Origin of the sequence: Paenibacillus sp. FSL K6-3182 (genome assembly GCF_037976325.1) — a bacterium.
Classification (GTDB): domain Bacteria; phylum Bacillota; class Bacilli; order Paenibacillales; family Paenibacillaceae; genus Pristimantibacillus.
This window is the reverse complement of sequence record NZ_CP150265.1, coordinates 4,495,136-4,521,613: the sequence shown is the minus strand read 5'-3', so window position 1 is coordinate 4,521,613 and position 26,478 is coordinate 4,495,136. Positions and strand designations below refer to the sequence as shown.

The 26,478-nt window shown below is 45.0% G+C and carries 25 protein-coding genes and 1 other annotated feature; of the genes, 17 read left to right on the top strand and 8 right to left on the bottom strand.

Annotation, left to right across the window (positions count from 1 at the left end):
- The first annotated feature begins 63 nt into the window (after positions 1-63).
- The 6 genes from glgB (at position 64) to MHH56_RS20045 (ending at position 9,441) form a co-directional block, all read left to right on the top strand.
- Complete coding sequence (gene glgB, locus MHH56_RS20070) at positions 64-1,971, top strand: 1,4-alpha-glucan branching protein GlgB (RefSeq protein WP_339203411.1); 1,908 nt, start codon at positions 64-66, stop codon at positions 1,969-1,971.
- A 16-nt stretch (positions 1,972-1,987) separates the two neighbouring features.
- Positions 1,988-3,154, top strand: coding sequence for a glucose-1-phosphate adenylyltransferase (locus tag MHH56_RS20065; protein WP_076266917.1), 1,167 nt, complete (start codon positions 1,988-1,990; stop codon positions 3,152-3,154).
- Positions 3,151-4,263: a glucose-1-phosphate adenylyltransferase subunit GlgD gene (gene glgD, locus MHH56_RS20060; protein WP_076266918.1), complete on the top strand. Its 1,113-nt coding sequence runs from the start codon at positions 3,151-3,153 to the stop codon at positions 4,261-4,263. The genes MHH56_RS20065 and glgD overlap by 4 nt, the downstream gene beginning before the upstream one ends.
- 140 nt (positions 4,264-4,403) lie before the next feature.
- Positions 4,404-5,870, top strand: coding sequence for a glycogen synthase GlgA (gene glgA, locus MHH56_RS20055; protein ID WP_339203408.1), 1,467 nt, complete (start codon positions 4,404-4,406; stop codon positions 5,868-5,870).
- Positions 5,852-7,837 (top strand): glycoside hydrolase family 15 protein, encoded by a 1,986-nt coding sequence (locus MHH56_RS20050; RefSeq protein ID WP_339203406.1) that lies wholly within the window; start codon positions 5,852-5,854, stop codon positions 7,835-7,837. The genes glgA and MHH56_RS20050 overlap by 19 nt, the downstream gene beginning before the upstream one ends.
- Before the next feature lie 254 nt (positions 7,838-8,091).
- Positions 8,092-9,441: a GntP family permease gene (locus MHH56_RS20045; protein WP_339203405.1), complete on the top strand. Its 1,350-nt coding sequence runs from the start codon at positions 8,092-8,094 to the stop codon at positions 9,439-9,441.
- Positions 9,442-9,512: 71 nt separating this feature from the next.
- On the opposite strand, the gene MHH56_RS20040 is transcribed toward MHH56_RS20045, so the two are convergent.
- Positions 9,513-10,358 (bottom strand): MurR/RpiR family transcriptional regulator, encoded by an 846-nt coding sequence (locus MHH56_RS20040; RefSeq protein ID WP_339203403.1) that lies wholly within the window; start codon positions 10,356-10,358, stop codon positions 9,513-9,515.
- A 134-nt stretch (positions 10,359-10,492) separates the two neighbouring features.
- On the opposite strand from MHH56_RS20040, the gene gnd reads away from it, so the two are divergent.
- Positions 10,493-11,389 carry a phosphogluconate dehydrogenase (NAD(+)-dependent, decarboxylating) gene (gene gnd / locus MHH56_RS20035; protein WP_339203401.1) on the top strand — a complete coding sequence of 299 codons (897 nt, stop codon included), beginning with the start codon at positions 10,493-10,495 and terminating at the stop codon, positions 11,387-11,389.
- Positions 11,390-11,494: 105 nt separating this feature from the next.
- Positions 11,495-13,033: a gluconokinase gene (gene gntK / locus MHH56_RS20030; RefSeq protein WP_339203400.1), complete on the top strand. Its 1,539-nt coding sequence runs from the start codon at positions 11,495-11,497 to the stop codon at positions 13,031-13,033.
- 63 nt (positions 13,034-13,096) lie between these two features.
- Here the strand turns inward: gntK and MHH56_RS20025 are convergent, their stop codons facing one another.
- Positions 13,097-14,965, bottom strand: coding sequence for a prenyltransferase/squalene oxidase repeat-containing protein (locus MHH56_RS20025; RefSeq protein WP_339203399.1), 1,869 nt, complete (start codon positions 14,963-14,965; stop codon positions 13,097-13,099).
- A gap of 105 nt (positions 14,966-15,070) precedes the next feature.
- Entirely contained in the window at positions 15,071-15,958 is an 888-nt protein-coding gene (locus MHH56_RS20020) for a LysR substrate-binding domain-containing protein (RefSeq protein WP_339203397.1), read from the bottom strand.
- A gap of 191 nt (positions 15,959-16,149) precedes the next feature.
- Here MHH56_RS20020 and MHH56_RS20015 point away from each other — a divergent pair, with 191 nt between their 5' ends.
- Positions 16,150-17,178, top strand: a complete 1,029-nt coding sequence (locus MHH56_RS20015) for a YeiH family protein (RefSeq protein ID WP_339203395.1) — start codon at positions 16,150-16,152, stop codon at positions 17,176-17,178.
- Positions 17,179-17,231: 53 nt separating this feature from the next.
- Here MHH56_RS20015 and MHH56_RS20010 read toward each other — a convergent pair whose 3' ends face one another.
- The 5 genes from MHH56_RS20010 to MHH56_RS19990 are packed head-to-tail and all read right to left on the bottom strand — an operon-like array spanning position 17,232 to position 19,027.
- The gene (locus MHH56_RS20010) at positions 17,232-17,669 is read right to left on the bottom strand and encodes a spore germination protein GerPE (protein WP_339203393.1); all 438 of its coding nucleotides are present in this window, start codon (positions 17,667-17,669) and stop codon (positions 17,232-17,234) included.
- Between the two features lie 8 nt (positions 17,670-17,677).
- Positions 17,678-17,890, bottom strand: coding sequence for a spore gernimation protein GerPD (locus MHH56_RS20005; RefSeq protein ID WP_144376705.1), 213 nt, complete (start codon positions 17,888-17,890; stop codon positions 17,678-17,680).
- Complete coding sequence (gerPC, locus tag MHH56_RS20000; protein ID WP_339203391.1) at positions 17,890-18,558, bottom strand: spore germination protein GerPC; 669 nt, start codon at positions 18,556-18,558, stop codon at positions 17,890-17,892. Before gerPC ends, MHH56_RS20005 begins: the two co-directional genes overlap by 1 nt.
- Positions 18,559-18,599: 41 nt before the next feature.
- Complete coding sequence (locus MHH56_RS19995; protein WP_339203389.1) at positions 18,600-18,803, bottom strand: spore germination protein GerPB; 204 nt, start codon at positions 18,801-18,803, stop codon at positions 18,600-18,602.
- Positions 18,800-19,027, bottom strand: coding sequence for a spore germination protein (locus MHH56_RS19990; protein WP_054024261.1), 228 nt, complete (start codon positions 19,025-19,027; stop codon positions 18,800-18,802). Before MHH56_RS19990 ends, MHH56_RS19995 begins: the two co-directional genes overlap by 4 nt.
- A 152-nt stretch (positions 19,028-19,179) precedes the next feature.
- Here MHH56_RS19990 and MHH56_RS19985 point away from each other — a divergent pair, with 152 nt between their 5' ends.
- The 8 genes from MHH56_RS19985 to MHH56_RS19950 all read left to right on the top strand — a co-directional run bounded on the left by MHH56_RS19985 (position 19,180) and on the right by MHH56_RS19950 (position 26,465).
- Positions 19,180-19,605, top strand: coding sequence for an Hsp20/alpha crystallin family protein (locus tag MHH56_RS19985; RefSeq protein WP_076266928.1), 426 nt, complete (start codon positions 19,180-19,182; stop codon positions 19,603-19,605).
- Positions 19,606-19,992: 387 nt separating this feature from the next.
- Entirely contained in the window at positions 19,993-20,217 is a 225-nt protein-coding gene (locus MHH56_RS19980) for a hypothetical protein (RefSeq protein WP_076266930.1), read from the top strand.
- A 180-nt stretch (positions 20,218-20,397) separates the two neighbouring features.
- A complete protein-coding gene (locus tag MHH56_RS19975; RefSeq protein ID WP_076266931.1) occupies positions 20,398-20,835 on the top strand; it encodes a Fur family transcriptional regulator in 438 nt (145 codons plus the stop codon).
- A gap of 17 nt (positions 20,836-20,852) precedes the next feature.
- Entirely contained in the window at positions 20,853-21,092 is a 240-nt protein-coding gene (yidD, locus tag MHH56_RS19970) for a membrane protein insertion efficiency factor YidD (RefSeq protein ID WP_339203387.1), read from the top strand.
- 64 nt (positions 21,093-21,156) lie between these two features.
- Positions 21,157-21,435, top strand: a binding site (T-box leader).
- 52 nt (positions 21,436-21,487) lie between these two features.
- Complete coding sequence (gene metG, locus MHH56_RS19965; protein WP_339203385.1) at positions 21,488-23,479, top strand: methionine--tRNA ligase; 1,992 nt, start codon at positions 21,488-21,490, stop codon at positions 23,477-23,479.
- Positions 23,480-23,765: 286 nt separating this feature from the next.
- Positions 23,766-24,788, top strand: coding sequence for a zinc ABC transporter substrate-binding protein (locus MHH56_RS19960; RefSeq protein ID WP_339203384.1), 1,023 nt, complete (start codon positions 23,766-23,768; stop codon positions 24,786-24,788).
- A gap of 59 nt (positions 24,789-24,847) precedes the next feature.
- Positions 24,848-25,672 carry an ABC transporter ATP-binding protein gene (locus MHH56_RS19955; protein ID WP_256710823.1) on the top strand — a complete coding sequence of 275 codons (825 nt, stop codon included), beginning with the start codon at positions 24,848-24,850 and terminating at the stop codon, positions 25,670-25,672.
- On the top strand, positions 25,656-26,465 hold the full coding sequence (locus tag MHH56_RS19950; RefSeq protein WP_339203381.1) for a metal ABC transporter permease: 810 nt from the start codon (positions 25,656-25,658) through the stop codon (positions 26,463-26,465). Before MHH56_RS19955 ends, MHH56_RS19950 begins: the two co-directional genes overlap by 17 nt.
- The last annotated feature ends 13 nt before the right edge of the window (positions 26,466-26,478 follow it).

Here is a 26,478-nt window from a genome sequence, read left to right as displayed (position 1 = left end):
TGATTCGTGTTTAGATGATTAAAGTACTTGTAATTAATCATCCAACAGGGGGTGAAACCAAGAATGGTTCAAACGGCACCTATCGGATTATCCATGAAGGATCTCTATTTATTCAACGAAGGAAGTTCTTACCATAGCTACCGTTTTATGGGTGCACACCGTGTTCTATTGGATGGTAAAAAAGGTGTTCGATTTACGGTTTGGGCACCAAACGCAGCTGAGGTTCGGGTTATTGGCAAATTCAATAAATGGATTGGCAATCGTCATGCAATGGCAAGGATCGGAACGACTGGCGTTTACAGCTTGTTTGTCCCTGGCATTGGTGAAGGCGAATTATACAAGTATGAGATTGTAACCATAGAAGGCAAAATCATTAGAAAAGCTGATCCGTACGCTTTTTTTGCAGAGCGGCGGCCAGGAACGGCATCCATTGTATCGGATTTAGACGGCTACAAATGGGATGATGAAAAGTGGCAGGAGAGGAAGCGCGAGCTTCCTCCATACACGAATCCGCTGCTCATTTATGAGGTGCATGCAGGTTCGTGGAAAATTAAAGGCAAAGAGGATTATTACACGTACGAGGAATTAGCAGATGACTTGATCCCGTATACAGCTGAAATGGGTTATACGCATATCGAGCTTATGCCGCTGTCTGAGCATCCTCTAGATCAATCTTGGGGCTATCAGATTACGGGCTTTTATGCAGCGACGAGTCGATACGGATATCCGAAGCAGCTGATGCGATTTGTAGATAAATGCCACCAACATGGACTCGGTGTTATTTTGGATTGGGTTCCCGGTCATTTCTGCAAAGATGATCATGGGTTGCGTCTTTTTGACGGTACACCTATTTTTGAAGGAGCAGATCCCAATCGAGCGGAGAAGCCGCTCTGGGGGACGCTAGCCTTCGATTTCGAGAAAAAAGAAGTTGTCAGCTTTCTTATTTCAAATGCCATTTACTGGATGGATTTATTTCACATTGATGGGTTGCGTGTTGATGCTGTTGCCAGCATGATCAATTTACACATGGACAAACCGCCGGAAATGCATACATACAACTACCTAGGCGGCCCAGACAACCTAGATGCTCTCCGCTTCCTTAAGAAGCTTAATGAAACTGTGTTTCATTATTACCCCGATACCTTGATGCTCGCAGAAGATTCTTCCGCATGGCCAGCTGTTACATCACCAACCTACAAAGGCGGCCTCGGATTTAATTTTAAATGGAATATGGGCTGGATGAACGATATGCTGCGTTATATGGCACTGGATCCGGCTGAACGTTCGCATCATCACCATCTCATTACATTTTCACTCCTTTATGCTTTTTCGGAAAACTATGTATTGCCTCTATCGCACGATGAAGTTGTCCACGGCAAACGTTCTCTATTAAACAAAATGCCTGGAAGCTACGAAGAGAAATTCGCACAATTACGATTGTTCTACGGCTATTGGATTACGCATCCTGGTAAGAAGCTGTTGTTTATGGGCAGTGAATGGGGGCAGTTCGATGAATGGAAGGACGCCGACATGCTGGATTGGATGCTGCTCGAATATGATATGCATCGCAGCATGCACCATTATGTGAAAGCTCTTAATCATATCTATACTGATCAGCCTTCATTATGGGAGAGAGACAGCCAGGCGGATTGCTTCGAATGGATTGATGTTCATAATGCAGCACAATCTGTCATATCCTTTATCCGCCGCGGAAATACTGATTTCTCCGTTGTTATTGCTAATTTTTCTAGGAACGATTATAAACAGTTCCGTATTGGTGTTCCAGAGCCAGGTTTCTACAGCTCTTTAATAAATAGCAATGAGAAGCCATTTGGCGGAACGGTAACACAAGCACAACAAGGCTACACCAGTGAAAACGTCGCTTGGCACGGTCACAATCAAAGCATTACGCTTCACTTACCCCCCCTGACATTCCAGATCTTCAGCTTAGATCCGGGGAACACAATTTGAGAGGGAGTTGGTGTCCATGGGCCGAAAAGAAATGATCGCTATGCTGCTTGCAGGAGGCGAAGGGAAAAGGCTGGGCGTGCTAACAAAGGATTTAGCAAAGCCTGCAGTCTATTTTGGCGGTAAATACAGAATAATTGATTTTACGTTAAGCAATTGCGCACACTCGGGAATTGACACTGTGGGCGTACTAACGCAATATCAACCGCTGGAGCTCAATCGTTATCTTGGCATTGGCAGTCCATGGGGACTTGACCGCCGCGATGGCGGCATGACCATTTTGCCGCCATTTATGAAACAAAAAGGCGGCGTATGGTATAAAGGCACGGCAAATGCAATTTATCAAAATATGTCCTTTATTGAACCTTACAATCCTGAGTATGTACTTATCATTTCAGGAGACCACATTTACAAAATGGATTATGACTTAATGCTTCAGCATCATAAGCGTTCAGGAGCAGATGTGACGATTGCCGGGATTGAGGTAGATTGGAAAGAAGCAAGCCGTTTTGGCGTTATGCACATCGATGATGAGGATCGGATTACGGCTTTTGAGGAAAAACCGAAAAACCCGACTAGCAACATCGCTTCCATGGGCGTATATATTTTCACATGGTCCGAGCTCCAAAAGTATTTGATATATGACGAAGCAAGCCGCAGCTCCAGTCATGATTTTGGCAAGGATCTTATTCCAGCCATGATGAGAGACGGGAAACGGCTGCATTCATATCCGTTCAAGGGCTATTGGAAAGATGTTGGTACAATCGAGAGTTTATGGGAAGCGAATATGGATTTACTTGCTGATGAGCCTCCGCTTGAGCTTGCCGATGCCGATTGGCGCATTTATTCGGTAAGTCCAAATCAGCCAGCACAACATATTGGCGCAAGTGCACAGGTTTCTTCTTCTTTAATAACAGAAGGGTGCATGATTGAAGGGGTTGTTGATCGCTCGGTATTGTTCTACGGCGTCAAAGCAGCCAAAAACACAGTTATTACAGAATCAGTCGTCATGCCTAATGTAAGAATAGGTGAAGGCGCACGCATTTATAGAGCGATTATTGGCGAAGGAGCCGTCATTCAAGCGGGTGTAACGATTGGAAGCCCAGATGATGATGCCATTACCGTTATAGCAGTGGATCAATATGTGACGAACGAACATTTGCTGCAGGAGGTGGAGCACTCATGAAGCATAAAGTCATGGGCGTCATCAATTTAATTCATGAAACTGACGAGCTGGAGCATTTAACACAAAGCCGCTGCCTTGCTACTGTCCCCTTTGGCGCGAGATATCGATTGATTGATTTTGTACTGTCGAGTATGGTTAACTCCGGAATCTCCAAGGTTGCCGTTTTTGCGCATACGAAATACCGCTCACTTATGGATCATTTGGGTTCAGGAAAACATTGGGATTTGCAGCATCGTCAAAGCGGATTGTTTGTGCTCCCGCCAGCAACTGACGACATTCAAGAAATTAGCCGTGGTGATTTGTATCATTTCTATCAACAGCGTGATTATTTTAATCGGTCATCACTCGACTATGTTGTCATTACACGCAGCCACATGGTTTGCAATATCGATTTCGAGAAGGTTATCGATTTTCATTTGGAGCGGGAAGCTGACATCACCGTTGTGTGCAAGCAGCAGGCTGATATATTAATGGGCAAAGCTCGTAAAGTGAAGTTGAATGACGAAGGCAGAATCACTGCTATTCAAGATCACTATGGCCGGATGTCTAGTGACATCAATTCTATGGAAATGTACGTTATGCGTAAAGAGCTGCTGATGGAATTAGTTGAGACCTCGCTTGCACAAGGCCAGGATCATCTGGTTCGCCACGCGATATTCTCTAGGCTGAATCAGCTTAATGTATATGGGTACATGTATGAGGGATATTTGGGTGTAGTTAATACGCTTAGCAGCTATTATCGCAATAATATGAATTTATTAGATCCGGATGTTTGGAAGGAACTATTTTATCAGCCGGGTTCCATATTTACGAAGGTTAAGGATGAGCCGCCTGCCCGTTATTTGGGTAATTCCAAAGTTACGAATTCGTTAATTGCAAACGGCTGCCGTATTGAAGGTACCGTAGTGAACAGCATTATTTTCCGCGGCGTACATGTTCAGAAGGGCGCTATCGTAAGCAATAGCATCGTTATGCAAAATGGCGTAATCGGAGAAAATAGCTTTTTACAGCACAGTATTTTGGACAAAGACGTTCGCGTTGAAGCGGATCGTGATATTAGGGGAGCGGCAAGCTCGCCATTCTTAGCAGGAAAACGGAAAATTATTTAATATAAGCAATCGTTACGGTCATCCAATTCAAGCTTTTATTTGCCGCGAAAAAATGCAATTTACCACGATCGGAAAATAAAATCAGATTCCAGTTGGGTTCATGCATTGCTGATGCGGCGTCCATGAGAAAGGAGAATCCTATGAACATTTTGTTCGCAACCTCAGAAGCTGTACCGCTTGCGAAGACTGGCGGTCTCGCCGACGTTGCAGGGGCGCTCCCCAAGGCGCTGAATAAGCGGGGCGTTGATACCAGAGTCGTATTGCCGAAGTATGCACAAATTCCTGCTGCACTTATCGGGCAGTTTGAGCTTATTACTCATTTTAACGTGTCGTTTGGCTGGCGCAATCAATATTGCGGTTTGCTTAGAGCGGAGTTTGACGGCATTACTTATTATTTAATCGATAACGAGTTTTATTTTAAAAGAGATGGGCTTTATGGTTACGGGGATGATGCGGAAAGGTTTGTATTCTTCTGCTTTGCTGTGATGGAAGCGGTACGGTATATGGAATTCCATCCGGATATCGTTCATTGTCACGATTGGCAAACGGGACTCATTCCGTTTCTCCTAAAGACAAGATATTATTATGATCCGGCCTGGGCGTATACCAAATCCGTATTTACGATTCACAACTTAAAATATCAAGGTTTATTTGGAATTGATCTCCTGAAAGATTTGCTTGGAGCCGGTGATGATATGTTTCTGGAGGACAGCTTGGAATTTCATGGAGCAGGCAGCTGTATGAAAGGCGGCCTCGTGTATGCCGACAAGCTGACGACTGTGAGCGGTACGTATGCTCAAGAAATTCAAACCGATTATTTCGGCGAGAGGCTGGATTCTTTGCTCAGGTATCGTTCAGGCGATTTAATTGGGATTGTGAATGGCATTGATGATGAACTGTTTGATCCGATGAATGACGAAGCCATTGCCATTCCTTTCCGAAATGCCTTGAATCGCAAAAGAAAAAATAAAGTGGAGCTCCAGCGTGAGCTAGGGCTCACGCAGTCCGAAGATATACCGCTTATCGGAATCGTTTCAAGATTGGTGGAGCAAAAGGGCTTTGATTTAATCACGGCAACATTTGAAGAACTGCTACAAGAAGACGTGCAATTTGTAATATTAGGTGCGGGCGATTGGCAATATGAGCAATTTTTCAATGATGCCGCTTCTCGTCATCCGGGTAAGGTTGCTGTATGGATCGGTTATGATGATAGACTAGCACGCCGAATTTATGCAGGCTCGGACATGTTCGCCATGCCTTCGCAATTCGAGCCCTGCGGCTTGAGTCAACTTCTTGCCCTGCGCTATCGTTCCGTCCCGATTGTCCGTGAGACAGGAGGACTAAAGGACACGGTACAAGCCTATAACGAATATACTGGCGAAGGTAACGGCTTCAGCTTTACGAATTACAATGCGCACGATTATATGAATACCGTACGCAGAGCGCTGGCGCTTTATCGTAATCAGGAAGTCTGGAAGCAAATCGTGAGTAATGGCAGCAACGAGGATTACAGCTGGAATCGATCTGCCAAAGCCTATATATCCGTTTACTCACAACTTTTAGCGCATCGAAAGGAGAACGAAGAATCATGGCCCGTCATCTTGTAATCGGCAACGGAAAGATGCTCCTTAATTTGGATCAACATTGTTTTATTCGGGATATTTATTATCCATTCGTAGGGCAGTTAAATCACGTAGGCGGACAATATTGCCGCTTAGGCGTATGGGTAGAAGGTGCCTTTAGCTGGCTGGATGAGCCGGGATGGAAGTTTGATCTAGATTATATTGAGGATTCTTTGGTTACGAATATTACGGCTAAGCACGATGGTTTAGGCATCGAGCTTTATATGAACGACGGGATTCATCAGCGGGAATGCATTTATATCAAACGGGTAGTCATTCGTAATAAAACGAATGATACAAAAGAAGTACGATTGTTTTTCCATCAGGACTTGATGATAGACGGGACAGAGGTTGGTGATACCGCTGTTTATTATCCTGAAAATCACACGCTGTATCACTACAAACGCAATAATTACTTTATGTTCAACGGTTTCTCAGATGAAGGCGGCATGACGCAGTATTCCACAGGAATCAAGAGGTTCCAGTCCGCTGAAGGAACATGGCGTGACGCGGAGGACGGCGTGCTTATGGGCAATTCGATTGCCCAGGGTTCCGTTGACAGCACGATCAGCTTCCGAACAGTCGTTGCTCCAAACAGCGAAAAAACCATTTATTATTGGATGTCAATCGGCCAAAATCTTGAGGAAGTCAAAGAGCTGAACCAGTATGTTCAGGAGAATCACCCGGAGAAGCTGCTTAGCCGGATGGTTATTTACTGGAAGCACTGGCTTCGCCGAGCAGAATCAGACCTTGGCGATCTGCCGCATGATGTGGTTAAGATGTTCAAACAAAGCTTGCTTCTCGTAAGAACACAGGTGGATGAGAGAGGCGCTATATTAGCTGCCAATGATACGGATATCCTGCAATACAATCGAGACCATTACAGCTATATGTGGCCGCGTGACGGTGCTCTTATTGCAGATGCGATGTCTATGGCAGGGTATCAGAGTGTAATAGCTCCTTTTTTCCATTTTTGCGCACAGGCTTTGTCGCCTGAAGGGTATTTGTATCACAAATACAATCCAGATGGAACAGTCGGCTCAAGCTGGCATCCGTATATCGTGCAGGGCAGCAGAAGATTGCCTATTCAAGAGGATGAAACCGCACTCGTGTTATTCGCATTGTGGAAGGACTACTCGCGGAATCAAGTGATTGAGCTGCCGCAGTCCTTATATAGCAACCTGATTCGCAAGGCTGCTACTTTTTTGACCTCATACATGGAGCCTTCCTTGTCACTGCCGAAACCGAGCTATGACTTGTGGGAGGAGCGCTACGGCATCTGGACGTACACCGCCGCATCTGTATATGGCGGTTTAATGGCTGCATCGTTTTTCACAGATCTATTTGGCGATTACGAGCGCAGCGATCTTTACAAAAGCACAGCAGAAACAATTAAACACGGCATTGTAACTAATTTGTGGGATGAAGAAACCGGCCGATTCGCCAGAGGACTTATTCAGAAGGATAATCGCTGGGTGAAGGATATGACGCTCGAGAGCAGCTTGTTTGGCGTTCTGGAATTTGGCGTTCTTCCCGTTGATGATTATCGTGTCGTGCAGACGATGCATGCCATCAAGGAAGGGCTGCAGGTCAAAACCCATATCGGAGGAATCGCCCGTTACACGAACGATTATTATTTCCAGCAAACAGGTGAAATTGACAAGGTTCCTGGAAACCCTTGGATTATTTGTACGCTATGGGTAGCTAACTTTGAGATTGATTCCGCCAAAACGCTTCAAGAGCTGGAAAGCCCGCGAAGTACGCTACAATGGGTATCTGATCATGCACTGCAAAGCGGATTGCTGCCGGAGCAGCTTAATCCTTACGACGGAACGCCTCTATCAGTAGCGCCGCTAACTTGGTCGCATGCAACCGTCGTACACAGCGTGAGTAAATATGCAGAGAAATATAAACGTCTTCGTTTGGAAGCGGAGGCTAACGGTTTGCTATAGTACTTTCTTATCACGAAGTTAATTTTAAAAAAAAGAACCTGTGTGCGATTACCGCATACAGGTTCTTTTTTGTTGTACTTTTGTTCAAAAAGAATGACTGAATGAAATAAAAAATATGACTCATAATAAATAACGTTATATTCAAAATGAATAATAAAATATTTTTCATTTTTAAATATTGATTTGAGAAATTTTTTTTCATATAATTGAAAAGCTGCTCAGCATAATATGAATTCAACCTAGGAGGGCGTACCATGTTATTACTTATCGTTTTAGCTGCTATTGTAGTGCTTTTGCTTCTTATTACAGTAGCTAAGCTCAATCCGTTCGTCTCGCTAATCGTTACTGCGATTGGTGTTGGACTTGCAACAGGAATGCCATTGTTCACAACCGAAACAGGCGGGACAGGCATTATTGATTCTATCAAGACTGGCATGGGCAATACGCTTGGTTTCTTGGCTATCGTACTTGCACTCGGTACGATGCTTGGCAAAATGATGGCGGAGTCTGGTGGCGCCGAGAAAATTGCACAAACGTTAATTAAACGTTTTGGTGAAAAAAATGTTCATTGGGCGATGATGTTTGTTGCCTTCATCGTTGGTATTCCGGTATTTTTCCAAGTTGGCTTCGTGCTATTGATTCCACTGGTATTTACAATCGCAAGGCAGACAGGTGTGTCACTTGTCAAAATCGGGGTACCTCTAGTCGCTGGTCTTTCGGTCGTTCATGGCCTAGTGCCGCCGCATCCAGCAGCAATGGCAGCAGTAGGCATTTTTAACGCTGATGTTGGTTTAACGATCTTGTACGCGATCATCGTGGGACTTCCAACGGCTATCGTTGCGGGTCCATTGTATGGGCAATGGATCGGCAATCGAATTCATAAATCAGTACCGAAGGAAATTGGAGAACAACTTTCAGAAGCGGATATAGACAAGAAGCTGCCTGGCTTCATCAATACGGTGTTTACCGTTCTTGTGCCGGTCATTCTTATGCTCACGGCGTCAATTGCTGAGCTGTTTCTTGCGAAAGAAAGCTCCTTGTACCAAGCACTGCGCTTCATCGGGGACCCGGTTACGGCATTGCTGATCGCTACGGTATATTCTTTTTTCAGCTTAGGTTTCTTTCGTGGTCTTAGCAGGGAAAAAGTACTTAAATTTTCAAATGACTGCTTGGCGCCTACAGCGACGATTTTGCTTGTTATTGGGGCAGGCGGGGCGTTCAACCGGGTTTTACTCGATTCTGGGATTGGTGAGTACATCGCGGAATTAGCGACATCATCCAACGTATCCCCGATTTTACTTGGATGGGGGATTGCGGCTCTCATTCGCGTCGCGACTGGATCAGCAACTGTTTCTATGATGACAGCAGCAGGTATTGTTGCACCAATCGCAGCGATCGTGCCTGGAGCAAATCTCGAGTTACTTGTTCTCGCAACAGGAGCAGGATCGCTCATCCTGTCTCATGTCAATGATTCTGGGTTTTGGATGATCAAGGAATACTTCGGAATGTCGGTAAAAGAAACGCTTCTCACATGGACAGCGCTCGAAACGATTATTTCCGTTGTGGCGCTTGGTCTAATTCTGGTCGTAGATATTTTCGTTTAGAATCAAAAAGAAAGGTGAACAAATGACTCTGCAGTCAATGGCCCACCTTTCTTCCTTGAAATGAAATGCTTTTAAATTCGCGTATCGGAGATGGCTTCTCGTACTTTCTCAAGCGATGTCTTTGCCTTTTCCTTGTTTAAAATGATGACATTGACATAAAGAGCATCGATTAAGCTAAGCTGGCCGATTCGCGACGCGAGCGCTTCGGAACGATACGCCGTTTCATCGGAGCTAGTATGTAGTGACACATCAGCCTGCTGGCTGATCGGAGATTTCGGAAAGCCCGTAATAGCGATTGTTTTTGCGCCATTTGCGTTTGCAGTGTGCAAAATACGAATCGTATCTTTGTTCGTGCCGGAGTGGGAGATGACGACTGCGACATCGTCTTTAGTCAACTGGGCTGCTGACATGAGTTGGAAATGTGCATCCGTATAAGCAAATGCTTGCTTTCCAGATCGAATGAATTTATGGAACGCATCCATTGCGATGACGCCGGAACCGCCAATACCGTAGAAGTGAACACGGTTTGCGGCAGCAATGATGGATACAGCTTCGGCAAAGTCATCGCCGTCTAAAATATGATACGTATTTTCCAATGTTTGAATATTGGACTTAAACACTTTTTCAGCTATTGTTTTCTCATCGTCATGTTCATTAATTTCTTCATAAATAGCTTGGGTTGGTGCCATAATTTCAGAGGCGAGTGCAATTTTCATTGCTTGGTACCCTTTATAGCCTATATGTTTGCAGAAGCGAAACACAGTTGCTTCCGCGACATTCAAATCGAAGGCAACCTCATTAATGGTACTATGAATGATTTTTTCAGGATTATCTAAAATATAGTTCGCGATTTTCTTTTCCTTATCCGTGAATCTTGCATAATATGAACGAATTTTTCCAAACATGTTTTGCACCATGATCGTTGCTTCTCCTCGCGTTGCAGCATATTTCATGAAAAGTATAACATAAATGAATAGTTGATCCTACATTCCAGATCTTTCAGCCTTAGCAAAGCAGTTATGTTTATTAAACCATTAGGAGATGAATAAAGATGCAAATTGGTATTATTGGATTGGGTAAAATGGGCTACAACTTGATGCTGAATGGAATGGAGCACAATCATAAAACGGTTGTCTATGATGTAAATATAGATGTGGTTCATAAAGCAGAAGAGGAAGGGGCGAAGGGGGAGAAATCGATTGAGGAATTGGTACAATCATTAGCTGCTCCACGTGTCATTTGGCTGATGGTTCCAGCAGGAGAGCTGACTGATGCGGTCATCAAGGAGGTTAGTACCTTCCTTGCTGCTGGCGATATTTTGATCGATGGCGGTAACTCTAACTACAAGGATACGATTAAACGTGCGGCTCAGCTTGCAGAAAAGAACATTCACTTCCTTGATGTTGGAACAAGCGGTGGAACTTCCGGTGCAAGATCAGGCGCATGTACGATGATCGGTGGCAATAAGGCAGCATTTGAATCAGTCGAACAGCTATTTCGTGATATTTGCGTCGAGGACGGATATTTACATGCAGGGGAAAGCGGCAGCGGTCACTTTCTGAAGATGGTCCATAATGGTGTTGAATATGGAATGATGCAGGCAATTGCAGAAGGGTTTGAGTTGCTAGAAAAAAGCGCTTATGACTTTGATTTTGAGAAGGTTGCACGCGTTTGGAACAATGGATCTGTTATCAGATCTTGGCTGATGGAGCTAACGGAAAATGCATTTGCAAAAGATGCGCGATTGGACGGCTTAAAGGGCATCATGCACTCTTCGGGAGAAGGCAAATGGACACTCGAAACGGCACTGGATTTACAAACAGCAACACCAGTTATTGCGATGTCGCTTTTGATGAGATACCGATCCCTTGAGGAGAATACGTTCTCTGGGAAAGTCGTTGCCGCTCTACGCAATGAGTTTGGCGGACACAGTGTAATTAGCTCATAATGGAACTAGTTGAATAAATGCCTGAATAACGATATTGTAGCAATTACAGGGTAAACGATTATAAAGCCAGATCTTGATTTGGCAATTGTATGCGGAGGTACAAGGATGAGTACAAAATATGTTATCGGTGTTGATATAGGAACGACAAGCACGAAAGCAGTACTCTTTACAGCCAAAGGTGTCATAGTCGCAAGCCATGGTATTGAATATCCGCTGCATTCACCTTCGCCAGCTATTGCGGAGCAGGACCCGGATGAAATTTTTAATGCTGTGTTAGGCACTATTGGTCAAGCTGTTGCGAAAAGCAACGTGCAGCAAGAAGATATTTTATGTGTTTCATTCAGTTCGGCCATGCATAGCGTGATCGCTGTGGATCAACAAGGGATGCCAATATCAAGATGCATAACTTGGGCAGACAATCGGAGTATCGAATGGACGAATAAAATTAAAAATGAATGGAATGGGCATGAAATCTATTTGCGGACTGGCACTCCCATTCATCCGATGTCTCCGTTATCCAAGCTTACCTGGCTGCGTCATGATCATAAGGAGTTATTCGATCGTACATACAAATTTATTTCGATAAAAGAGTACGTGTTCTTCAAGCTGTTCGGACGTTATGTCATTGATTATTCGATTGCATCAGCAACAGGCCTGTTCCATTTGAACAATTTGCAATGGGATGAGGAAGCGCTTCGTGTTGCTGGCGTTACGGCAGACCGGCTTTCGGAGCTTGTGCCGACGACTTATAAGCTGGAGGGGTTGGAAGAGCATTATGCGAAGCTGATGAATTTGCAGCCAAACACACCATTTATAGTAGGCGCAAGTGATGGCGTACTCTCCAATTTGGGTGTCAATGCGATTAAGCCTGGCGTAGTTGCCGTTACAATCGGTACGAGCGGTGCTATACGAGCGGTAACGGACAAGCCTGTAACTGATCCGAAGGGCCGTATTTTTTGCTATGCTTTAACTGAGAAGCACTGGGTTATCGGAGGACCAGTGAATAACGGGGGAATGATTTTTCGCTGGGTTCGCGATCAGATCGGTACGGAAGAAGTAATTACGGCTAAAGAAAGAGGTATCGATCCCTATGAGCTGCTAACGGAGCTCGCCGCGAAGTCGAAACCGGGTTCTGAGGGTCTTATTTTCCATCCTTATTTGTCTGGTGAACGTGCTCCGCTCTGGGATGCGAATGCGCGTGGTTCATATTTTGGGCTGGGACTGCATCATAAGAAAGAGCATTTAGTTCGCGCAGCGTTAGAAGGAGTCATTTATAATTTATATAGCGTACTCATGGCACTTGAAGAATTGACAGGCAAACCTACTCAAATTCAAGCAACAGGAGGGTTTGCGAGGTCAGAGCTTTGGCGCCAGATGATGGCTGACATATTTGATCAAGAATTGCATGTGCCTGAGAGTATTGAAAGCTCTTGTCTTGGCGCGGTTATTCTGGGGTTATACAGCTTGGGCGAGGTGGATTCGCTGGACGTTGTTGCGGATATGGTAGGAGGTTCGCATTTTCATTTGCCCAATAAACAAAACGCTGAAATTTATGCCGAGCTCATGCGGATCTACATCCGAGTTTCTCGTTTATTAACCGAGGAATACGCAAATATTGCAGCTTTTCAACAAAAATATGTTTAATTCATATCGCAAAAACAGCCGAGCAGCTATGCCGGCTGTTTTTATTTGAAAGTCGTATTCGTATTACGTGCCATATTTCTTCAAAATCGACGACAGCGTAAGCAGCGGCCATATATAGTTGTTGCTCGGATAATGAACATAAACGCTGCCTGGAAGAGCTGCTCCTGTTGGATAGGTGTAGGTCCAATCTCGCCGCTCAAGCGATTGGAGCAATGCTTCTACGCCTCTTTCTATTGCGGCATTAGGTTTAGCATAAACGGCGATTAATGCGTCGAGCGCCCATGCGGTTTGAGAGGGGGTGCTAGCATGGAGCGGGACATAATGCTTTACTTTGTCGCTCAAGCAGGACTCGCCCCAGCCGCCGTCGTCATTTTGAATAGATAACAGCCACTTGATTCCCTTCTGAATGGCGGGATGGTCGTCTGGCACCCCAACTGCTGTCATTCCTTTTATTGCAGCACCTGTCCCATGCGTATAGGCAATACCCCAGCGACCGTACCAGCTACCATCCCTCATTTGCTGGGAGAGCACCCATTGCACACTATTATCCAGCCAGCGATGGCCGATTGTCATGTCCAGCTCATCCCCTAGAAAACCAAGAACACGGCCGGTTAAATCGACAGTAGAAGGATCGGTAGAAATGTCAGAGGAGCCTTCAAAAGTAAAGAAGCTGGCTGGCAGCTGGTTGCCTTCGCGTTCGAACGCAGGCCAGCCGCCATCTTCGTTTCGCATCGCCAGCACCCAGTTTAAACCTCGTTGCCAATTGGCGTGTAAGCCATTTGCTTCGGTCGTGTAAGGCCGAATAGCCCGCAGAACAGCAGCGCTGTCATCAACGTCTGGATACAGCGTATTTACGTTGGAGAATCCCCAGCCTCCTGCAGGTGTGTTCGGCAAACGTCTAGTCCAATCTCCTAAACGAACCTGCTGTCTTGCTAACAAATAAACCCCAGCTTTCTCGAGGGCAGGCATGCTTGGAGAGGCTCCTGCTTCACGCAGCGCGTAAGTCAGCATGGAGGTGTCCCAAACTTCAGCAGATGCGACTTGAAGATGAGGCCAGTCAACGCACATGACTGAAAGTATACCTGCCAATAATCGATTTACGGCGGGTGAATCCGTGGAGTAGCCCAGCGAAAGCAAAGATAAAATCATCAATATTGTTGCAGTAGAGAAGGTTAGAAGTGTTCCGTTTGGCTCAAGTCTCTCGAACATAAAGGCTTCAGCCTTCTCATACGACGTTAAGGAGCTGGGTGGAAGCAGACTGGATAAAGGCAAGCTGGATATAAATTCATTCAACGCAGATATCCAGGTCGTATCATTCGAAAATTTGCGCGAGTCGTTAACAAATAGCTGATAAAGCTCGGGCATTGTGCTCGTTTTGCGTACAAATTGTTTGTTCGCCATAATGATAGTCGGTACAAGGTGGACACGCGCGTGACCAGAGAGGGAGAATAGATCAAGGCCGATTCCGAGATCGGAGAAAAAAGCTTCAAGCGGAATGCGCAGCATACGCGGCCATTCCGCTTGACCTGTTGCGGCAAACATAACCTGCGTGAGCAAGGATCTAACCTCGGATAAACCGCCGCGCTTCAGAATAAATTGCTTAGCCCTTACCATACGCGGATCAGCTTCATAGTAGTAACCTGCATAAAGCAGTGCAAAATAAGCCTCAGACGTTGCGTCCAAATTGCCCTCGGATTCGTCAGGATAAACCTTCCAAGCACCGTTTTCCTCTTGTTTTGAGGCGATTCGAGCTGCAAGCATGTGAATCAAACGCTCATCTGCTCTGCCTAGCAGGCGCAGTAAAATGATTAAATAACTATCCGTCATCGTCCCAGAATCGAAGCACATCCGCCATGCGCCGTCCTGCGACTGCTGGTGAATAAGCTCTTCCGTCATTGCATCTATCCTTGCGCGGATTCGTTTCATATCCATGTGGCGCAATCATCCTTTGCAACTGTCGTTGCTTAATATATATGCGCTAATCAGCATGCACAGTCGAGGATCGCCTAATAGGAATAGACGGCTTGTTCAAACTGTTTATTCATTAAGGGTTAGAAGCCGTTGCAGCAGCATGGATACAGCCATTGTAGCTGCTCCTTCTTTATGTCGGATAATAGAAAAATCACGTTCGAAACGCTGTTTGCTCAACCGAAGCTGGATCAATTCTCCCGATTCTAATTCCTTCTTTACGACCCAGCGTGACAGCATAGCTATTCCTAAACCGGATACAACAGATTGTTTGACACTTTGGCTGCTATTAAAAATGTAAGAGCGTTTTTGGGTTAATTGCGCATCACGTATGAACTGGTCGCTAAAAGCGCGAGTGCCAGAGCCGACTTCTCTCAGTACCCATACTTGGTTTTGCAACATTTCGGCATCAATGAAGCGCTCCGCTGCGAGCGGATGTGTAGAAGGAGCGATCAGAATCATTTCATCTTTCATGTAAGGCGTAACGATTAAATCTGACGCGCTTGTATCGCCTTCAATGAGACCAATATCCAGTTCGTTGGAACGCACTGCTTGAACAATTTCCTCCGTATTCCCGATTGTCGTTTGGATAGTAACAAGCGGATATTGAACAGCAAATTCAGCAAGCCGGCTTGGGAGAACATATTCACCAATCGTAAAGCTGGCTCCTATCTGCAAGCTGCCCGTCACTTTATCCTGCAAAAGCTGTATGTCCTGCTTCGCTTCCTCATATAAAGATAAAATTTGCTTCGCCCGTTGGTACATAATGTCACCAGCTTCGGTAAGCCGAACCTGCTTAGGAGAGCGATGCAGCAGCTTCGCTCCAAGTTCATTTTCTAAATTTCGAATATGCAGGCTTACCCCTGGCTGAGAAATATTCAATAGATCTGCAGCTCTTGAAAAATGACTTTGCTCGGTTACGGTAACGAATACTCGAAGTGCCTCAATGATCATCATTATCCCTCATTATTGATTGCGATTTTCTTGAATATAACGTAACTATAAGGAAAAAACGAATGAATGGCAATTTAATCATTAGGATTCCTGATGATAAAGATAGGGAATAGGTATTTCACTTTGTCTGCTCCGAGCCTTATAGTGAATGCAACAGGAACACTTGCTAAACACAAGTTGCAGAGGTGAAATCGATGATTATAAAAAATGTTTTAATTCGTCATTCGAATAATGGTTTTGGTTTTATACAAGGATTAGCGTATACGATGGGTATTGCAATAGCAGCGAAAGGAATCGCGATGCTTCCTTTTTTTAACGTTATGGGTCAGCTGGTTGTCGCTATTTTATTAGGGATAGCCTGTCGTGCATGGATAGGCTTGCCAGTGCAAGCGACGAGCGGCATAACGTTTTCAAGCAAAAAACTGCTGCGATTCGGAATTATTCTGCTGGGGCTTCGCCTGAATTTAAATGATATTTTACATGCAGGACCAAAGGTATTTGTGCTTGCCGTTATTAACATTGTTTTTACGATATTTGTTGTATATGGAATAAGCAAATGGATGAAAATAGATAAAAATTTAGGCCTTCTCACAGCCTGCGGTACAGCTATTTGCGGTGCAGCAGCTGTTGTAGCGATAGCTCCACAATTGAAGGCAAGTCCAAATGAAACAGCAGTGAGTGCGACAACGGTTGCGATTTTAGGAACGCTCTTTACTCTAGCCTATACCGTATTGTACCCCGTGCTTGATTTAAGCAACGCAGGTTATGGTATCTTCTCGGGTGCAACATTACATGAAATTGCGCATGTTATTGCTGCCGCGGCACCTGGAGGACAAGAAGCGATTGATTTGGCTGTTATTGTAAAGATGACTCGCGTAGCGCTGCTTGTCCCAGTTGCGATTATTATTGGAATTTGGAATGGCCGCAAAGCCCATAAAGCACAAAAAATGAGCTTAAAGCAATTGCCGATTCCATGGTTTATCGTTGGATTTCTTGCCATGAGCGGAGTTAATACGTTAGGCATAATTCCTGCCGCAGCTACTGCGAATCTGATTGTCGCCGCTTATTTTCTTATTGCAATGGCAATGGCAGGACTTGGTCTCGGCGTCGATTTTGTCGTATTTAAGAAGCTTGGAAAAAAACCATTTATTGCGGGATTCATTGGTTCTGTGCTGCTAGCCGGGCTCGGATTGCTGCTTGTGCATATTTTTCAATTGGCATAAAAAAGACAAGAAAAAGTCCGCAGGCATACAGCGCCTTAGCGGACTTTATTTGCTCAACCTTGAGAGAGAGCGGAATTTTGACGGGGGTACTGCCGAATATGCTTGATTCGTGATTCTCCGTTCAGAGTCACTCCGTTGCCGATCTGAATGCTCGCTGCTGAGCCGGATGCAATGACTTGTATGTATCCGACTGTAATATTCGGCGCACAATTGGTTCGAAACAGCTCAATACCACCAGCATTATCAAATTCCGGATCACTGATAACGGGCAGCGGGCGTGAAAAAAGCTCATAGGATTCAAAAAAAACTTCACCTGAAATCAGATGATCTTCTTTCCGCTGCACTGCTAGTGCTCGAAGCTTGGCGCTCGTCACAGCGCGATCACCAAGCTGTACAATACCTGCCTGACCAACGGATATTATACGCAAGAACCCAACAGTTGCGGTTCGAACATGAAAGGTATTGATAGATTGATCATTGATTCGATTCATGATGCCACCTAGCTTCCCCCGAAAGTGCCGCTAGATTCTTCTTCCGGAAGCGGAAACGGAGCAATCGGTCCAACGATGACAGATTCAGGCGGTGTATCGAACATTGAATATAAGTTTACGTTATCGGTGTCTCCAACTTGCAGCATCGATGCACTGGATACGCCGAGCACTTCAATTTGACCAACACTAAGCAGATGATTAACGACTTTAAAATACAGCATTATGACATTCCTCCGGTAGATGGGGAGTTGTTTTGCAGCTCTCGCATATATGCGAGCAATGCAGCGTCGGCATCCCTTTTTGTTTTGGACAGAACGGTAGCTGTGACTGCATTGTTATCAATCGCGGCTGGTTGAGTATCGCTGCCTCGATCTGTTTTTTGCATATAGTACTGAATGCGAGCAGGCACTTGTTTGCGGACATCATTTATAATAATTTGCCGATGATAAGGATCTAGTGGAATTTGAAGCTCGTTTTCGTAGGAAAGCAGCTTTTGCTGAGCTTCCATATCCAAATAGCGAGTCATCCCAGCATAAATATCATTGTATAGCCCATTTTGCGGCGGTGTAGGTGAGGCTGCAGTTGGGAAAGCGGGCGTATTTGATACGGTCATCTGTTCAATGCTTCCAGGGATAGAATCATCTCCGATGCCTGGCGCGGTCATCCCGATATTCAGTGTGCCGTCCAGCTTCTCAACTTTCAATTGATCAAAATGATATTGTATGCCGTCTATATGGTAAGTAGGGCGCGCTTCGAGCTGCTTTACTTGTTCACATAAAGCGTTGACCTTTGCTTCAAGTGCATCCAGCCGCTCACAATGCTCGTTAAGCTTATTTTGTACTTCAAGTGACCATATTTGCCACGGGGAAAGTGGATTGTTTTGCTGCATGATACTTGCACCTCCTACTCGTAATGAGTTCTAATTTCCGCTTAAGTAGGGTTAGGCAGTGGGACGAAGGAAAGCGGATTATCTGAGGATAACTCTGGAGCAGGCTCAGTGAACCCGCCCGAATTATAGAGTTGTGACAATGAACGTATGGATCCGGCACTGCCGACCTGCAGGACGGAGCTGTTCGATATGCTGTCGACACGTAGCTGATGAATTGTAATTTGCTGATGAATGGTCAGGCTCATATTGCACTCACATCATTATTCGAGCTATCTTGCACATCCGGATCAAGGGTGTTTGTTGCGCTGACAGCGTTATTTGAGTTCGTTAAGCTTCCGGTTAGGAATGATCCTGATCCCGCATACGTCTTGGAAGTGCTATTTGGCGACACTTCCAGGGCGTCTCCAAATTGAATAATGGAGCCGGAGCCAACGCTAACAATTTTGACAAAACCTACGACAGCTGGCATGAGCATCCTCCCTTTGTATAGATGATTTTTGATAAATGGATTGTTTATGGTATAGCTTATGCGGCATTCGCCCAGAGGTTACTATCCAGAAAGTATCCTGAAACGCTCAAGGCGCATATGCTGGTAGAAGTGCTGGAAGGCGGGTGTTTGCTGTGGCATCTAAATGGGATGATATGGAACGGTGGATGGAGAAGCAGCAGATGCCGAAAGGCTTTGAGCTGCTGCGCGAACCGGCTTGGGTAGAGCAATATGTGCGTAAAATGATGACCAAAGCACTGCCCGAAGCGGCTGGTGTTATGATTGGAGGAGGCTCAGCCGCCTTTTCTGAAACACGTCATTTTTTGAATGTGAAGATTACATTGCCGGAAGGCTTTGATAAAGAGCAGCTGCGGTTGTTCGTAAGGGAAGATCGGCTGCGCCTGGATGGACTGCCGAGCGGTAAGCCGGAGACGATCAAGCTGCCTAAGTTTGTGAAGCCAAAGGTGTGCAAAACATTAGTGAAAGACAATTTTATGCACGTGAAGCTTCAGAAGAGGCCAACCAATCGTACCTATCATGAAGCGATTATTCGCTGGTAGTTAACGTATGGAGGAACAGGAAGGGCACAAATCTAGATGAGATGTGCTCTTTTTGTCACGAAATCGACAGGTATTACAGCTGGCTAAAGGCTTCACTATCCCTTATAATGTCTAATGAACATGTACATATTAGTAAAAAGGGAGTGTGTTCAGTGTCCTTAGTCGATGTAAGCAGTGTTTCTGCTTCGTTATTCATACTTGGAATCGTTTTTTTAATGCTTATTTTCGGTTTGCTGAGCTTTGGTATCCTGCGGATGTTTCAGCAAAAATTTCGTACAGGCTGGTTTAGTTTTGCAGGAGCGGTCGTGAGTTTTGTAGTCTTCATGTACATATTAAATAAGTGGTATCTATAATTTTTTATAGCTGATCACGACCGGAGGTAAGGGCTTGACCTGGACAATTATATGGTTTTTTATTAACATGCTGTTCGTCGTTTCCATTATCAGTTATATGTTTATGCATCGCTCGTACTCGGAATCGAAACGGCTCTCCAATGATTCCGCGTTAATTAATAAGCTCAATACTAGGCGGAAGCTCGTCGGCATTATTAGTATCTTGTTATTTGTAGCGATGTCAGCTAGCTTTATGATCAACATGAGATTAAATGGTTAAATGGAGGCTCTCATTGACGAGAGCTTTTTTTAAATATAAGACTTTATAAGTTTTATTGCTTATAATGGACTTATATAATTCTCCGCGAAACGAATGCTAAGCCTCCATAGGCGGCTTTAGCCGTTTTAAGTTTGTTCGTCATTATGGAGATATACAATTTTTAGTCCGGAGGTTCGACATATGCATACGATGGAAGACATTATACGACGCATGTCTAGTCAAGGATTGAGAATAACGGATCAAAGGAAAACGCTCGCAAAGCTTTTTTCTGAGACACAGGGTTATTTGGCTCCGAAGGAAGTCTATGAATATATGGGGAAATCGTATACGGGATTAAGCTTTGATACCGTATATCGCAATTTGCGAGTGATGGAAGAACTCGGTGTGCTGGAGCAGGTTATTTTTGAGGATGGCGGTAAGTTCAAGCTGCATTGCAGAGAGAATGAACATCATCATCATATGATTTGCCTGCAGTGCGGGATGACTTATCCCATTACCTTCTGCCCAATGGAGCAAACGAATGTTCCTGATGATTTCCGAGTTGTGAAACACAAATTCGAGGTGTTCGGATATTGCAAAGACTGCATACAAGACGAGTCAGCAGTTAGCGAGGCCTAATGTCAGAGAAACGGGTAATGAAAAGAGTGACTCAAGCTCCGATCCTCTTTTATCGCAAAGTGATTTCACCTTTGACCCCGCCATCTTGCCGTTTCTATCCGACCTGTTCGATGTATGCGCTCGAAGCGATCGAGAAGCATGGAGCGGCTAAGGGCTCGTGGCTTGCTATGAAGCGAATTGCCAGGTGCCATCCCTTTAATGCTGGTGGTTATGATCCCGTTCCGCCTGCAAAAGACAGCAACATAGATGCTCCTTGACAGAGAGGGCTCTATTTGGGTATATTTTGATTTATAAGTGGTAAAATTAGTTTTGGTTTTATTTATATGTCCGAGGAATGGATAAGTACAATAGCAGAACCTTTTCAGAGAGCCGGGAAACATGGTGCAAGCCGGTAAGGGACGCCATTGGAAAATGGTCCGGGAGGATTCGCTTTCGAGCTTCAGCGGCAGCGCTGGGTAAGGGAGCGACGCGAAGCTGGCGTTAACGGCGCAAGCCGCCATGCAGGCGGCACACGAAGCTTTCTTGAAGTGGCGGTTTAACCGCTCATTTCCGGATTGAAATTTGGGTGGTACCGCGTGAGTTCAAACTCTCGTCCCATGATGGACGGGAGTTTTTTGCGTTTTTTTAGACTAATGCAATAGGAGGAGTAAAAATGACGAAAAAAAATACGTTTTATATTACAACGCCGATTTATTATCCGAGCGATAAGCTTCACATTGGACATGCCTACACGACGGTGGCTGGTGACGCAATGGCACGTTATAAACGTCTGCGCGGCTATGATGTATGGTATTTGACGGGTACAGATGAGCATGGACAGAAAATTGAACGCAAAGCAAAGGAAAAGGACCAAACCCCGCAGCAATTTGTTGATGATATCGTTGTAGGCATTAAAGATCTGTGGGCGAAGCTGGAAATCTCCAATGATGATTTCATTCGTACGACGGAGGATCGTCATAAGGTTGTTGTTGAGAAAATTTTTGCTCAGCTGCTCAAACAGGACGATATTTATAAAGGCACGTATGAAGGCTGGTACTGTACGCCTTGTGAGTCGTTTTTCCTCGAGCGTCAGTTGGTTGACGGCAAATGCCCAGACTGCGGACGTGCGGTTGAGCTTGTAAAAGAAGAAAGCTACTTCTTCCGCATGAGCAATTATGCTGATCGTTTGCTCAAATATTATGAAGACAATCCAGATTTCATTCAACCGGAATCACGCAAGAATGAGATGATCAACAACTTCATTAAGCCGGGCCTTGAGGATTTGGCTGTATCGCGTACAACGTTTGATTGGGGTATTAAAGTGCCTGGAGACGCTAAACATGTCATTTACGTGTGGATTGATGCGCTTTCCAACTATATCACGGCATTAGGCTACGGAAATGAAGGCGATGATCAGAAATATCGTGATTTCTGGCCGGCTGACGTACATTTGGTCGGAAAGGAAATTGTTCGATTCCACACGATTTATTGGCCAATCATGTTGATGGCGCTCGATTTGCCGCTGCCTAAGAAGGTGTTTGCACATGGCTGGCTTCTGATGAAGGATGGCAAAATGTCAAAATCCAAAGGCAATGTTGTCGATCCAGTAATGCTAATCGATCGTTACGGACTTGATGCGCTTCGTTATTATTTGCTCCGAGAAGTGCCGTTTGGCGCAGACGGAACATTTACGCCAGAAAATTTCGTTGAACGAATCAACTTCGATTTGGCGAACGATCTTGGTAATCTGCTTAACCGAACGATAGCGATGATCGATAAATACTTTGACGGTGTGATCCCGCCATTTGCAGGCAGTGTAACCGAATTTGATGAATCGTTGCAGAAGCTTGCGAGTGAAACGATCGTTCAGGTAGAGTCAGCGCTTGAAAATATGGAGTTTTCCGTGGCGCTGTCATCCCTTTGGCAGCTTGTAAGCCGCACGAACAAATATATCGATGAGACACAGCCGTGGACGCTTGCTAAAGATGAGTCCAAAAATGGACAGCTAGCATCGGTCATGCATCATTTGGCGGAATCGCTGCGAATCGTATCGATTCTGCTGCAGCCGTTCTTGACGCATTCTCCAAGGGAAATGTGGAAGCAGCTTGGACTTGAGCAAGGTGAACTAACTTCATGGGAGAGCACGAAGCAATTCGGTTCGCTGCCGGGCGGAACGAAAGTAAACAAGGGTACACCATTGTTCCCACGCCTCGATACGTCAGAGGAGTCTGCTTTTATCGCAGCAGCAATGAGCGGCGGTACACAGTCAGAGCAGTCAGCTGAGCAGCCAAATGCGGCGAAGGCAGCGGATGAAGCACCACAGGCTGCGCCTGAGAGCAAGGATGAAATTGCAATTGATGACTTTGCAAAGGTAGAGCTTCGCGTTGCTCAGGTTATTTCTGCAGAGCCAGTTCTCAAAGCAGATAAACTGCTGAAGCTTCAATTGGATCTTGGGTATGAGCAGCGCCAGGTTGTTTCCGGCATTGCTAAGTTTTACACACCGGAGCAAATGGTTGGACGCAAAGTTATTTGCGTTACAAACTTGAAGCCGGTTAAGCTGCGCGGCGAAATGTCGCAAGGAATGATTCTTGCAGCATCACATGGCGATCAGCTTACACTTGCAACGGTTCCTGACAATATGCCAAACGGCGCTGTTGTGAAGTAAGTTCATTTGTTCATATACGGAGGCACCCCTGAGGTTGTTTAACTTCTGGGGTGCCTTTATGTTTTGCTGCTCTTCAAAAATTAGCATCAATCATAATTCATATCATTTTGGTCAATAAAGATAATCTATATGATTAAATTGCAGCTGTGAGTCATGATCGGTAGGAAACTTCTACTAGCTTTTGCTAAGAAATTAGGTTGACAGTCTATTTCAGGTCATCGTATAATACAAAACGTAATCATAACGATTACGAACAAGTGAGAAAGATGAATGGAGAGAAATCAAAATGAATAGACTGAAATCAAAGACAAGACCTATGGCGCTTAGTTTTCTTTTATCAGCAATGCTGCTTTTTGCAGCGGCTTGCGGCAATAATACGAATAATTCAGGCTCATCAAACCAACCAGCGAACGGCAGCACGGGAACTGGTCAAGCAGAGGGGAAACAAGTTAGTGTCGTTACCAGCTTCTATCCATTATTTTTTCTAGCATCGGAAATTGGCGGAGATCATGTCAAAGCGGTTAATCTAGTAGCATCAGGCGTAGAGCCGCATGATTGGACACCAAAGAGCCGCGATCTTGATACAGCGTCGAAGGCACAGCTGTTTCTGTACCATGGAGCGGGACTAGAAGGCTGGGTTGACGGATTTCTGAAAGGCCTGTCCAAAGACAGCAAAGTCGTGACCAAAGAAATCAGCAAAGGCATTCCATTAATTGAGGGTAATGAAGATGAGCATGATCATGAACATGAAGAAGAACATGCTGATGAAGAATCACATGAACATGGCGGCTTGGACCCGCACACTTGGGTTAGTCCGAAATCAGCCCTTACATTAGCCGAGAATGTGAAAAATAGCTTAATTGAAGCCGATAGCGCAAACCAAGCAGATTATGAGAAAAACTACGAGGCACTAAAAGGAAAGCTCGAAGCAATCGATGCGGATTACACGGCAAAGCTTGCACAAACATCGAACAAAAACATCGTTACCTCGCATCAAGCGTTTGGTTACTTAGCTCGTGATTACGGATTGAAGCAAATTTCTATCATGGGGCTTAGCCCTGACGCTGAGCCGCGTGCACAGGATTTGCTCAAAATTGCGAAGTTTGTTAAAGCAAACGATGTAAAATATATCTTTTTCGAAGAATTAGTTTCAGATCAACTTGCCAAAACGCTTGCAGGCGAAGCGGACGTTGAGACAATGGTGCTTAATCCGCTCGAAGGCCTAACGCCGGATCAAGAAAAAGCGGGAGACACGTACTTAACCCTAATGGAACGAAACTTGCAAAATCTTGTGCAAGCATTACAATAGAGCAAAAGGCAAACCTGCGGAGCTGATTTATGCTCCGCATTGCTGTGAGGAGATAAATTATGGCGCAATCAAATCGAATGACAAATGCGGATGCAAGCTGTCACCAAGAGGTTATTTCATTGGAGGATGTCTCCTTCTCTTATCAACAGCAGACAGTTATATCAAAGCTAAGCTTCGCGGTGAAAGAACGGGACTTTATCGGATTAATCGGCACGAATGGCGCTGGAAAAACGACGCTGCTGCGAATGATCGTTGGATTGATAAAGCCAACGAGCGGAACGATCCGTTTGTTTGGTGAGAAAGTAGACAAATTTAAGCAGTGGGAGCGCATCGGATATGTCCCGCAGAAAAACACATTAAATCCGTTGTTCCCAGCTACTGTTCGGGAGGTCGTCTTGTCAGGCCTTTATGGGCGAAGCAAGCTGTTTAAGAAACTAAGCAAAATGGATTATCAAAAATGTGATGATGCTTTGCAAGCAATGGGGATTGAGGATATAAAGGATAAACGTATCGGGCAGTTGTCGGGCGGACAGCAGCAGCGTGTATTTCTTGCCAGAGCGCTCATTAACAACCCATCGCTGCTTATTCTAGATGAGCCGACTGTGGGGATAGATACGGAGACACAGGAAAGCTTCTTTCACATGATCAAGCATATGCATCAACATCATAACATTACATTTCTAATGGTTTCTCATGACCTTGACATGATTCGCTCGTATTTAGGACAAGAGCCAGCCAGTGGAAACGGGAAGCTCAAGTTTCATATTAAACATTCGCACGAAACGCAGGATTGTGTAGAAAATGATCTTGCACACAGCCTGAAAGGGCTAAGGGAACAAATGGAGAGCAGGAAAGAGGTTGTTTTGGTTGGAGATCGTAACTAGTGAATTTTTTCAAAGGGCTCTTATTGGCGGACTTCTAATCGGGGTAACGGCTCCGCTAATCGGCTTATTTCTTGTGCTGCGAAGGCTTTCAATGATTGGAGATACTTTATCGCATGTATCTATTGCTGGAGTAGCGCTAGGTTTCTTGATTGGCGTGTATCCAATTGCTATGGGATTTGTGTTTGCGATTATTGCCTCATTTGCTATTGAGAAGCTTCGGAAAGCATATAAATCATATGCAGAGCTGTCCATTGCCATTATCATGTCAGGCGGAGTCGCGCTCGCATCATTATTATTCACGATGGGCAAAGGATTCAACAGCAATGTGAATAGTTACTTATTTGGAAGCATTTATACTTTGAGCACCACTGATCTTTACGTAATAGGCGTCGTTACACTGATTGTTCTTGTTGCGATCAGGCTTCAAGTAAAGGAGCTATTCCTGCTTACGTTTGATGAGGACGCGGCAGCAGTGAGCGGCTTGCCCGTCAAATTTTATAATGTTATGATTAGCGTGCTTACTGCTCTAGTTATTAGTGTCTCTATCAAAATTGTAGGTGCGCTGCTTGTATCGGCCTTGCTGACTATACCAGCCGCATGCAGCTTGATCATTGCCCGCAGTTTCCGTCAAAGCGTTATAACGGTCGTCATTATTGGCGAGATTGCCGTTGTATTAGGCTTACTAATCGCGGGTGTATGGAATTTGGCACCAGGCGGTACCATTGTATTATTGCTAATTGCTGTGCTGCTGTTGCTGCTCGTTTTCCGCCGTGGCATGCGACCAGGCAGTTAATGAGGATTGGAGT

Coding starts and splice junctions, on each gene's coding strand:
- yidD (WP_339203387.1), top strand. CDS start 20,853: ATGAAAAGAGTGACTCAAGCTCCGATCCTCTTTTATCGCAAAGTGATT.
- MHH56_RS20020 (WP_339203397.1), bottom strand. CDS start 15,958: ATGATGATCATTGAGGCACTTCGAGTATTCGTTACCGTAACCGAGCAA.
- MHH56_RS20040 (WP_339203403.1), bottom strand. CDS start 10,358: ATGGTGCAAAACATGTTTGGAAAAATTCGTTCATATTATGCAAGATTC.
- gnd (WP_339203401.1), top strand. CDS start 10,493: ATGCAAATTGGTATTATTGGATTGGGTAAAATGGGCTACAACTTGATG.
- MHH56_RS19995 (WP_339203389.1), bottom strand. CDS start 18,803: ATGAGCCTGACCATTCATCAGCAAATTACAATTCATCAGCTACGTGTC.
- gerPC (WP_339203391.1), bottom strand. CDS start 18,558: ATGCAGCAAAACAATCCACTTTCCCCGTGGCAAATATGGTCACTTGAA.
- MHH56_RS20005 (WP_144376705.1), bottom strand. CDS start 17,890: ATGCTGTATTTTAAAGTCGTTAATCATCTGCTTAGTGTTGGTCAAATT.
- glgA (WP_339203408.1), top strand. CDS start 4,404: ATGAACATTTTGTTCGCAACCTCAGAAGCTGTACCGCTTGCGAAGACT.
- MHH56_RS20045 (WP_339203405.1), top strand. CDS start 8,092: ATGTTATTACTTATCGTTTTAGCTGCTATTGTAGTGCTTTTGCTTCTT.
- glgD (WP_076266918.1), top strand. CDS start 3,151: ATGAAGCATAAAGTCATGGGCGTCATCAATTTAATTCATGAAACTGAC.
- gntK (WP_339203400.1), top strand. CDS start 11,495: ATGAGTACAAAATATGTTATCGGTGTTGATATAGGAACGACAAGCACG.
- MHH56_RS20050 (WP_339203406.1), top strand. CDS start 5,852: ATGGCCCGTCATCTTGTAATCGGCAACGGAAAGATGCTCCTTAATTTG.
- MHH56_RS20025 (WP_339203399.1), bottom strand. CDS start 14,965: ATGGATATGAAACGAATCCGCGCAAGGATAGATGCAATGACGGAAGAG.
- MHH56_RS19990 (WP_054024261.1), bottom strand. CDS start 19,027: ATGCCAGCTGTCGTAGGTTTTGTCAAAATTGTTAGCGTTGGCTCCGGC.
- MHH56_RS20015 (WP_339203395.1), top strand. CDS start 16,150: ATGATTATAAAAAATGTTTTAATTCGTCATTCGAATAATGGTTTTGGT.
- MHH56_RS19975 (WP_076266931.1), top strand. CDS start 20,398: ATGCATACGATGGAAGACATTATACGACGCATGTCTAGTCAAGGATTG.
- MHH56_RS20065 (WP_076266917.1), top strand. CDS start 1,988: ATGGGCCGAAAAGAAATGATCGCTATGCTGCTTGCAGGAGGCGAAGGG.
- MHH56_RS19960 (WP_339203384.1), top strand. CDS start 23,766: ATGAATAGACTGAAATCAAAGACAAGACCTATGGCGCTTAGTTTTCTT.
- metG (WP_339203385.1), top strand. CDS start 21,488: ATGACGAAAAAAAATACGTTTTATATTACAACGCCGATTTATTATCCG.
- MHH56_RS19955 (WP_256710823.1), top strand. CDS start 24,848: ATGGCGCAATCAAATCGAATGACAAATGCGGATGCAAGCTGTCACCAA.
- MHH56_RS20010 (WP_339203393.1), bottom strand. CDS start 17,669: ATGAATCGAATCAATGATCAATCTATCAATACCTTTCATGTTCGAACC.
- glgB (WP_339203411.1), top strand. CDS start 64: ATGGTTCAAACGGCACCTATCGGATTATCCATGAAGGATCTCTATTTA.